Source organism: Streptococcus cristatus (genome assembly GCF_963529205.1).
GTDB classification, from domain to species: domain Bacteria; phylum Bacillota; class Bacilli; order Lactobacillales; family Streptococcaceae; genus Streptococcus; species Streptococcus cristatus_O.
Genome location: NZ_CAURYF010000047.1, coordinates 1 through 9,430 on the forward strand (window position 1 = coordinate 1; position 9,430 = coordinate 9,430).

9 protein-coding genes are annotated in these 9,430 nt (G+C 44.3%); 2 read left to right on the forward strand and 7 right to left on the reverse strand.

Features of this window, described 5'->3' with window-relative positions:
- The 7 genes from dnaK to RWS39_RS08755 all read right to left on the reverse strand — a co-directional run.
- A partial coding sequence (gene dnaK / locus RWS39_RS08725; protein WP_314482583.1) for a molecular chaperone DnaK occupies positions 1–1,807 on the reverse strand: 1,807 nt, incomplete at its 3' end.
- Positions 1,808–2,186: 379 nt separating this feature from the next.
- The gene (grpE, locus tag RWS39_RS08730; protein WP_314482595.1) at positions 2,187–2,732 is read right to left on the reverse strand and encodes a nucleotide exchange factor GrpE; all 546 of its coding nucleotides are present in this window, start codon (positions 2,730–2,732) and stop codon (positions 2,187–2,189) included.
- Positions 2,733–2,770: 38 nt separating this feature from the next.
- Positions 2,771–3,805, reverse strand: a complete 1,035-nt coding sequence (gene hrcA / locus RWS39_RS08735) for a heat-inducible transcriptional repressor HrcA (RefSeq protein ID WP_314482598.1) — start codon at positions 3,803–3,805, stop codon at positions 2,771–2,773.
- A 192-nt stretch (positions 3,806–3,997) separates the two neighbouring features.
- A complete protein-coding gene (locus RWS39_RS08740; protein WP_314482600.1) occupies positions 3,998–4,549 on the reverse strand; it encodes a ClbS/DfsB family four-helix bundle protein in 552 nt (183 codons plus the stop codon).
- Positions 4,550–4,561: 12 nt separating this feature from the next.
- Positions 4,562–5,176, reverse strand: a complete 615-nt coding sequence (locus RWS39_RS08745) for a GyrI-like domain-containing protein (protein WP_314482602.1) — start codon at positions 5,174–5,176, stop codon at positions 4,562–4,564.
- A 60-nt stretch (positions 5,177–5,236) separates the two neighbouring features.
- Complete coding sequence (locus RWS39_RS08750; RefSeq protein ID WP_314482604.1) at positions 5,237–6,136, reverse strand: helix-turn-helix transcriptional regulator; 900 nt, start codon at positions 6,134–6,136, stop codon at positions 5,237–5,239.
- 176 nt (positions 6,137–6,312) lie between these two features.
- The gene (locus RWS39_RS08755; RefSeq protein WP_314482607.1) at positions 6,313–7,185 is read right to left on the reverse strand and encodes a mechanosensitive ion channel family protein; all 873 of its coding nucleotides are present in this window, start codon (positions 7,183–7,185) and stop codon (positions 6,313–6,315) included.
- A 163-nt stretch (positions 7,186–7,348) separates the two neighbouring features.
- On the opposite strand from RWS39_RS08755, the gene sstT reads away from it, so the two are divergent.
- Together sstT and RWS39_RS08765 are read left to right on the forward strand one after the other, a co-directional pair.
- Positions 7,349–8,566 (forward strand): serine/threonine transporter SstT, encoded by a 1,218-nt coding sequence (gene sstT, locus RWS39_RS08760; protein WP_314482610.1) that lies wholly within the window; start codon positions 7,349–7,351, stop codon positions 8,564–8,566.
- 323 nt (positions 8,567–8,889) lie between these two features.
- Positions 8,890–9,430, forward strand: a 541-nt coding sequence (locus tag RWS39_RS08765; protein ID WP_314482613.1) for a glycosyltransferase family 2 protein, incomplete at its 3' end; no start/stop codon positions are given.

Below are 9,430 nucleotides of genomic sequence, written 5' to 3' on the forward strand. Positions count from 1 at the left end.
CTACGACGTCATCGCCTGCGTTTCCTGTTGCTTGTGCGCCTTCTGCTCCTGCTTGGGCTTGGGCTTGTTGAGCTGCAGCGGCTTGTTCGTAGAGTTTCACTGCCAATGCTTGCGCTTTTTCGTTGAGTGCTTCGAGTTTTGCTTTCATGTCGTCCAAGTTGTTGTCTTCTTGGGCTTTCTTAAGATCATCAAGGGCAGCTTGGGCAGCATCACGCTCTGCGTCGAAGCCTTTTCCTTCAGTTTCCTTGATTGTCTTTTCAGTTGCGAAGATTGCTTGGTCTACTTCGTTACGAAGGTCTACTTCTTCTTTACGTTTCTTATCTGCTTCAGCGTTAGCTTCGGCATCTTTCATCATGCGGTCGATTTCTTCATCAGTCAAACCTGAGTTGGATTGGATGACAATTGTTTGTTCTTTTTGAGTTCCAAGGTCTTTAGCCTTAACAGATACGATACCGTTCTTATCGATGTCAAATGTTACTTCGATTTGAGGAATTCCACGAGGTGCAGCTGGGATGTCTGTCAATTGGAAACGTCCAAGAGTCTTGTTATCCGCTGCCATTGGGCGTTCACCTTGAAGAACGTGGATATCAACGGCTGGTTGGTTGTCTGCTGCAGTTGAGAAGACTTGTGATTTAGATGTTGGGATTGTTGTGTTACGGTCGATGAGTTTTGTGAAGACACCACCCATTGTTTCGATACCAAGTGACAATGGTGTTACGTCAAGAAGGACAACGTCTTTCACATCACCAGTAATAACACCACCTTGGATCGCAGCACCCATAGCAACCACTTCATCAGGGTTAACTGATTTGTTTGGTTCTTTACCAGTTTCAGCCTTAACAGCTTCTACAACTGCTGGGATACGAGTTGAACCACCAACAAGGATCACTTCATCAATATCTGACAAGCTCAAACCTGCATCAGAAAGGGCTTGACGAACTGGAACTTTTGTACGTTCTACAAGGTCACGAGTCAAATCGTCAAATTTCGCACGAGTCAAGGTCATTTCCAAGTGAAGAGGTCCAGCTTCACCAGCAGTGATAAATGGCAAGCTAATTTGAGTAGAAGTTACACCTGAAAGGTCTTTCTTAGCTTTTTCAGCTGCATCTTTCAAACGTTGCATTGCCATCTTGTCAGTAGACAAGTCAATACCGTTTTCTTTCTTGAATTCTGCTACCAAGTGGTCGATGATTTTTTGGTCAAAGTCGTCACCACCGAGTTTGTTATCCCCTGCAGTTGCCAATACATCGAAGACACCATCACCCAATTCAAGGATAGATACGTCGAATGTACCACCACCAAGGTCGAATACCAAGATTTTTTCTTCTTTGTCAGTCTTATCCAAACCGTAAGCAAGGGCTGCTGCAGTTGGTTCGTTGACGATACGTTCTACTTCAAGACCAGCGATTTTACCAGCGTCTTTAGTTGCTTGACGTTGAGCATCGTTGAAATAAGCTGGAACTGTGATAACTGCTTTGGTTACTTTTTCACCAAGGTATTCTTCAGCGTAACCTTTCAAGTATTGAAGGATCATAGCTGAGATTTCTTGTGGAGTGTATTCTTTTCCGTTTGCAGAAACTTTTTCAGAAGTTCCCATCTTAGATTTGATAGAGATAACTGTATCTGGGTTTGTTACTGCTTGACGTTTTGCAGCATCACCAACGATGATTTCACCGTTTTTGAATGATACTACAGATGGAGTTGTACGGTTTCCTTCTGGGTTTGCGATGATTTTGCTTTCAGTTCCTTCAAGAACTGCAACTGCTGAGTTTGTTGTACCTAAGTCAATACCGATAATTTTAGACATGTGTTTTTCTCCTTAAGTTTTATCTTCTTTTTTTCTTTTTGATACTCTTCTTAAGTGGCGACGCCATCAGAGCTTGACTTCGTCAATCTCTTTGACTAAACTTTGAGCCTAAAGTCTCAAAGTTTGCGAAAATAGCGCCACGGCGAAGAGTATCGCCTTTGGTTCGCTTCGCTCACTATCAGCAAAGCTGAACCATTGTTTATCATTCTTCATAGTTTATTGTCGTTTCGGACAAGTTTTCAATGTATTTATATTACGACACGAGGAGTCGAAATTATACGCAGTAGCTGATTGGCAGTTCACTTCGTAAACGCTCGTTACCAGCCTAATCACCCTTGCGGGGGTGCGTCAACGAAATCACAGATTTCTGACTTACCGCCTAATTATAAACCACCACCATTGCTGGTCTTAGGATGCGGTCATGGAGTTTGTAGCCTTTTTGGAAGACTTGTGCGATGGTATCTGCTGGATGTTCATCATCTGCAGGAATTGTTTGAATAGCCATATGATAGTTATGGTCAAATTCGCCGTCCGCTGCGATTTCTTCAATTCCTTCTTCTTTAAGGGCATGAATCAAGCTTTCTTGCACCATTTCCAGACCTTTTTTAACATCGTCTGTCAAGCCTTCAACGGCAAGCGCACGCTCAAGGTTGTCCAAAGAAGGGAGAATCGCTTTTGCCAAATCTTGGCTACGATAGCGTTGCAAGAGTTGGCGTTCTTCATTGGCACGGCGTTGGATATTTTGCATTTCTGCATGAGCACGGAGAAATTTATTTTCAAAGTCTTCTGCACGCTCATTGGCTAGTTCTAGTTCTGATTTTTCAGAAGTGGTTTCATCAGCTTCTTCAGCGGTTTCTACCTTTTCTTCAGTAGCTTCTACCACTTCCTCTTCTTTTAATTCTTCGTTTTTTATTTCCTCAGACATTTTTCGCCTCCTTTTTAGGAATTTATGTAATTTCATGTTCAACTCACCTCATAATGATTGCTACTCAAATATCGGTAGAAATCAATGAGTTTCATAGTTAGGACTCGATTGACAACATTGAGTTGACTAACCACCTTTTGGTAATCCAGATTGACCGGACCAACCACTGCCAGCATACCAAAGCCCCGATAGGGAATCAGGAATTTGCTGGAAATCAAGGTTAGATTGGCCAGACAGTCCTCTTGACTAGCTGCGACTCGGATATTTTGCATCTGATCCTCAGCTAGACTATCACGGATTTCAAAAGCCACCTTCTGACGATCATCAAAGAACTGATAAGCCTCAAGATCCGCAAAACGTAGCAACTGAACCTTACCAGCGACAGCTACTTTTTCCGAAAACATCTGAGCAAAAATATGCTCAAAAAGATCGAGAACATTGTCCGTCGTCGTAAAGTAACGCTGGATAATCTGCGGGATCTCCGTCCGAATCTTATAGTGAATATCTAAGACCGTCTGTCCCAGAAAGCGCTCCTGAATCATATCCCTCAAACGCAGTAGGTCTTCCTGGAGAAAATTCCTAGGAATCATGAATTGACTGGTCAGGGTATTGGACTCATCCAGAGTAAAGACCGCTAAGGCTGCATGCTGACTGAGCACCACGATATCAAAAGCTGTCAGTCGCTGCCGACTAGGCTCGACATCAAGGGCTACAACCGTGCAATCACTCAAGTCTGCCAAGACATCTGCCGCCCGCTGCAGGATATCCTCCAGCTTGAAAAACTCTTGATCGAAGGCCTTGACGACCTCGTAGAGCTCATTTTCCGCCAGCTGGTCAAAGGACAAGGAATGCCGGACGAAATACTGGAAACCAGCGACACTGGGCTTGCGGCCACTTGATGTATGGGCCTTTTCCAGCAGTCCTTCCTTTTCCAAGGCCGCCATGTCATTTCGGATGGTGGCACTCGAAGACTGGATAGACTCTTGCAAGGCTTTAGAACCGACAGGCTCCTGCGTCTTGGTAAAGATATCAATAATTAGATTTAAAATCTCATTTTGGCGTTCTGTTACCAAGGACCTCACCTCTCTTTAGAAAATTCCAGCCACTGGCGAGACTTTATTTTTTATATTTAGCACTCTAACACCTCGAGTGCTAAACCATGATTCTATTATACACTCTTGAAAATGAAAGTCAAGACAAAAACTCAAAAAATTAGCACTCTTTTTGCAAGAGTGCTAAAAATCAGTCTCAAGTCCTAGAAAAGCTTATTGGACAGGATTCGCTTTACAATTCTTTTGATGAGCTTTAAGCTTTTTCATAGCCCAATCATAGTGGCTAGATGTAGCGCTGACAAAGTAAGAACCCAAGGTCGTTCCGCCCGTCCATTTATAAACTCCCTTGGAAAACAATTCTTCATTGCTCAAGGTTGCGGCTAGGTCCATGACAGCTCTATGTGAACTAGCCAGCAAAGAACTTGCCTCCTCAAGAGAGGTCTGCTGGTGCTTTTCCCAAAATGCGACATTCATATCACCATAGGTTCTCCAATTGTAGGGAGCAGGCAGGAAGGACTTCTCTTCTCCCCTTTGATTGGCCTGCACCCAGTTGAGCAGCAATTGGTGCCACTCATAAAGATGGATTAAGACATCCCTCAGATTCCGATCACGCTTCCAGTGAGCTTCTTTCTTTTTCTCATCCTTTGAAAAATCAAAGGGCCTCGCCAACTCGTCCGCTGTCATGTTCGAAATAAGCAGATTGAGTTTTTCGAAATTTTCTGTAGCTGCAGCCAGTAAATCGTTTTTTGTTGCAGGTCTTGGCATGTTACATTCCTCCTATCTGACAGCATACCTTAAGATGGTTTTCAACTTTTCTTCTGGTGTTCTATTTTTGTTGCTTAAGTAAATCTCTCTGTGAACTTGGTCGTATCTCTCCAGTCCCAAGCTGCTTGCCAGCTCGTCCATTTTCTCAAAAGAGGCAGGCTCACTGTCATAACTTCCTATATGTAGGATCTGAATGGCTCGTTCCTCTGGTAATCTTTGAAAACAAATGTCGTCGTAGAGAGGATTAGGCTTTTTCTTGCAGACATTCTCAAGCGTTGCCGCAAACATATCCTGAGTGATGACATTGGGCTGCTGAATCATGAGCTGATAGCGAAGCTGACTTTTATCGAAGCCTTTCCCAGTAGCTTTTTTCCAGACACCTTCCAAAGGATAGACCGTGAAATCCGTCACCTTATCCTCCGCCTCATCTTTCATCATGGATTTAAAGAGCATTTTTATGGAATAGGCCAGTGAATAAAGGGCAGATACCCGCTCGGAAAAATCCGCTGCATTGGGGTCACCCGCTCCTTCGATCACAATGAACTGTTGACTCGGCACCTCTATCAGCTCTGGCTTTTGCTTGGCTCCATAAAGGACTTTCTCGCTCTTTCTCCATTCATATTTCATATTGCTGCCTCCTTTTCTCTTCTTACCATTAGTATACAAGAAGATACCTGACACCTTATGTCAGGTTTTATATTTTTCTGCCAGCTTATGAATCATTTCCTTCATTTTCACTCGGATTTCGGGCGGTTCTAAGACCTCCACAGCGTCTCCAAAGGACAGGATGTAACTATATAGACGATGGTCGTTGGGAATGTCTATTTCTGTGTATAAATTTCCTTCGGCATCTGTCCGAATGTCTCCGCTTAGTTCATCATAAACCCTGAAGGCCACTTTGCGATCAAACTTGACTGCCAGCTTAATGGTATTTTCGTAGATCAGTTCTTTTTCCAATACGACATCTTCAAAGCTGTCCTCAAACCTCTCATCCAGCCGCTCCAGATTTTTCAGTCGAGATAGCTTAAAATACCTGAATTCCTGTCGCAAGAGGCAAAAAGCATAAAGATACCAATTCTGACTTTTAAAGAACAAACGGACAGGCTTGACTCGACGGCTTGTCTCCTGACCATCATTAGCCAAGTAAGAAAAAGAAACAAGGTGCTTGCCTAGAATTGCAGTTTTTAATTGATGAAAGGTATCTTCATATACTTTATCATTTTGCCAGTGATTAAAATCGATTTCAATCCAGTTGGGTTTTTTGATTTGAAAAAGTGCCGAAAGCTTTGTAAGTAGCTCACTCTGGTAAAGCTGACTGCTGCTTTCCAGACCTTGCAGGGCAGCCATGATCTGCTCTTTCTCCTCCGCTGTCAGCAAGGACTTCCGCAAGACAAAATCCTCTGCGATTTCTATGCCGCCACCCTTTCCTTGCGTGGTATAAATCGGAATCCCAGCGCTGCTTAGAGAGTCCACATCTCGATAAATGGTTCGAACCGAAACTTCGAATTTCTTGGCCAGCTCCGTTGCAGTCACTTTTCCTCTCTCTAAAATATAGTACAATATCCGAAATAGTCGATTATTCTGCATGCCTGCTCCTTCTCCTCTTCCTATTATACAATACTTGCCATAGCATGTCATATTTAGGCGAGTTAGACCTAGGATAAGCTAAAATGAAAAAGGATAAATGCTGACCATTCATCCTTTTAGTGATTAGTAACCTTATTTCCGATAGATGTTGCTTGTCTTTGTTTCCCTGACCACTACTAAGCTTTACCATTATTCCCTGTAACTGGAGCCAAGGTTGGCAGCGCTACTCCTTCTTTTAGCAAGGCTTCATGGTAGAGCTTATAGAAAATATGATACAGGCTCGCTTGCATACCGCTTGCAACGATTAAACTAATCCGAAAGTAAAACTGCCCGCTCGCAGTCATTTGCGGTCCCAGAATATCAGGTTCCTTCAAAACTTCTGGATGTTCTGGTACGGCTTCCTGATTGACAGCAGCGATAATCCGATAGATCTCATCCAAATCCGTCTCGGCATAGATAGGAATATCAATCAGAACTCGCATATCACCACGAGAAAGATTGCTGACAACGGTGATATTTCGATTGGGCACAAAGTGAAGAGTTCCGTCCGCATCGCGTACCTGCGTAGTCCGAATCCCAATACTGACAACTGTTCCTGCAATCTTGATAGCACCATTGGTCAAGCGAACATTGTCCCCTACATCCAACTGCCGTTCCAAGAGAATAAAGAATCCATTGACCAAGTCGGACAGAAAGCCCTGCGCTCCCATCCCAATGGCGACACCGGCAATCCCTGCCCCAGCCAAAAGACTTGAGACCGGCATGCCCAAAATAGATAAAATCCAGTAGAACAAAAGAAAATAAAGGGCATAATTGAGCAAATTCTCAATCAGACGTGTAATGGTCTTTTGCCGAGCGACATCCTGCCGAGATAATTTCAAAGATGGCGCAATCAGTCTAGTCACAAAGAGATGGAGAATTTTCTTAGCCACCCAAAATAGTAAACACAAAAAGACCAAGGAGACGAATTTCGAAAACACATCATCCAGAATAGCTGACCAGTCGAATTGCTGGAAATAGCGTGTAAAAACATTCCCATTAGCTGTCATTCTTTCCTCCCATGAGATACAAAAATCTTATTCATTATACCACAAAGGGCGACGGATAATCATCAAAGCGGCCCTATTCTGTATAGAGTATGCCCAAAAACATTGATTTTATACGACCTCTAGCGTATAACGGAAAGCAGTTTATTTTAGAAAGGGATCTCCTATGTTTCATCGAATTCTTTCTGCTTGGAATCGCGCCAATCTTATCAAACGGATTTCTATTGGGATTGTCACAGGCGCCCTGCTGGCTCTTATTTTCCCACAAGCCAGCGCCATTAGCCTCCTTGGTCAAATCTTTGTCGGCGGTCTAAAAGCTATCGCATCGCTGCTCGTTTTCACTCTCGTTGCCAACGCCCTCTCTCAGCACCAAAAGGGGCAGAAAAGCAATATGAAAACCGTCATTATCCTTTATCTAATCGGGACTTTTGCAGCTGCCCTTGTCGCCGTCCTCGCCAACTATATCTTTCCTGTAACCATTGAGCTGACTGCAGCCAGCTCGGAAGTCAGTCCCCCAGAAGGCATCGGCCAGGTTCTGAGCAATCTCCTCCTCAACCTTGTCGATAATCCAATCAACGCCCTAACCAAGGCCAATTATATCGGGATTCTGTCTTGGGCAGTTGTCTTTGGAGTGGCCATGCGAGAAGTAAGTCAGCAAAGTAAAGAACTTTTGAAAACACTGGCAGATATTACTTCAAAGATTGTCGAATGGATTATCAATCTGGCCCCCTTTGGTATTTTAGGGCTGGTGTACACGACCATTTCTGGCAAAGGATTTGAAGCACTCAAAAGCTACGGCATGCTGCTTCTCCTATTACTGGGTTCCATGGCTCTTGTTGCTCTGGTCGTCAATCCCTTGATTGTCTTCATTATGCTTCGGAAAAATCCTTATCCACTGGTTTGGCGCTGCTTAAAAGTCAGTGGTGTCACTGCCTTTTTCACTCGCAGTTCGGCTGCCAATATCCCTGTTAATATGAAACTGTGTCGAGATTTAGGCCTCAATCCTGAGACCTACTCTGTCTCTATCCCTCTCGGTTCCACTATCAACATGGCAGGAGCAGCGGTGACAATCAATACGCTTACCCTTGCAGCAGCCAATACACTGGGCATTCAGGTGGACTTTGGAACAGCCTTGGTGCTTAGCATCGTTGCGGCCATTTCCGCCTGCGGGGCTTCTGGAGTGGCTGGAGGCTCACTTCTCCTGATTCCTGTGGCTTGTAGCCTCTTTAGCATCCCAAATGATCTGGCTATGCAAGTCGTCAGCGTTGGCTTTGTCATCGGCGTCATCCAAGACTCTTGCGAAACTGCCCTCAACTCATCCACAGACGTGCTTTTTACAGCTGTTGCTGAAATGAGCACCTGGCCCAAGGAAAAACGTTATTAAATAAAGCGCTGAGGCTGGGACAAAAGTCCTAGCCTCTCAATTGTCTTTGGATTGTCGAGCAAGACGCAGTGGTTGAGTGGGCTCTACTACGCTGATTTCATCAGCTTTTACAGCCCTACTCAACTGTGCGGAGGTAGGACGGCGAAATCGAATTCTAACGAATTACCGATTTCTGTCCCACTCTCAGTTTTTTATTTTGTCCTACGAGATACTTTCCTCACTCTTTCCTTAAAGAAGATTTAACTTTTTCTTAAAGATAACTGATATCAGCTAGCTTTAAGCCGCAATCTGTATACTTTCTACACATCATCTAAGAAAGAGGTATGGATATGGACTATCTAGTGATTCCGGCTTACGAGCCCGATTATAATTTGATTAAACTGATTCAAAAAATTCAGAGTAAGAGCGATTTTCATATCATTGTCATCGATGACGGTAGCTCAGCCAAGCGCCAGACAGTCTTTGAGAAGGCTGAACAATATGCGACTGTCCTCCATCACGAGAACAATCAAGGCAAGGGGCAGGCGCTGAAAACTGCCTTCACCTACATCCAGTCTCTGGGTCAATACGGAACCGTCATCACAGCAGATGCGGATGGCCAGCACAAGGTCTGGGATATTTTCCGCGTAGCGAGCAAGGCTTCTGAAAATCCCAACCAGCTGATTTTGGGAACACGCGCCTTTACTGGCAAGGTGCCTCTGCGCAGCCGCTTCGGTAACAGCCTGACTCGGTCTCTCTTCAAGCTCCAGACTGGGGTGGGGGTCTACGATACGCAGACTGGTTTACGAGCCTTTACGACCAACATGATCCCATTTATGCTAAAGGTAGAGGGCCAGCGCTATGAGTATGAAATGAACATGCTCT

Excerpts from the sequence above, each read along its gene's own strand:
- grpE (WP_314482595.1), bottom strand. The coding sequence starts at position 2,732 with ATGTCTGAGGAAATAAAAAACGAAGAATTAAAAGAAGAGGAAGTGGTA.
- RWS39_RS08740 (WP_314482600.1), bottom strand. The coding sequence starts at position 4,549 with ATGCCAAGACCTGCAACAAAAAACGATTTACTGGCTGCAGCTACAGAA.
- RWS39_RS08745 (WP_314482602.1), bottom strand. The coding sequence starts at position 5,176 with ATGAAATATGAATGGAGAAAGAGCGAGAAAGTCCTTTATGGAGCCAAG.
- RWS39_RS08750 (WP_314482604.1), bottom strand. The coding sequence starts at position 6,136 with ATGCAGAATAATCGACTATTTCGGATATTGTACTATATTTTAGAGAGA.
- RWS39_RS08755 (WP_314482607.1), bottom strand. The coding sequence starts at position 7,185 with ATGACAGCTAATGGGAATGTTTTTACACGCTATTTCCAGCAATTCGAC.
- sstT (WP_314482610.1), top strand. The coding sequence starts at position 7,349 with ATGTTTCATCGAATTCTTTCTGCTTGGAATCGCGCCAATCTTATCAAA.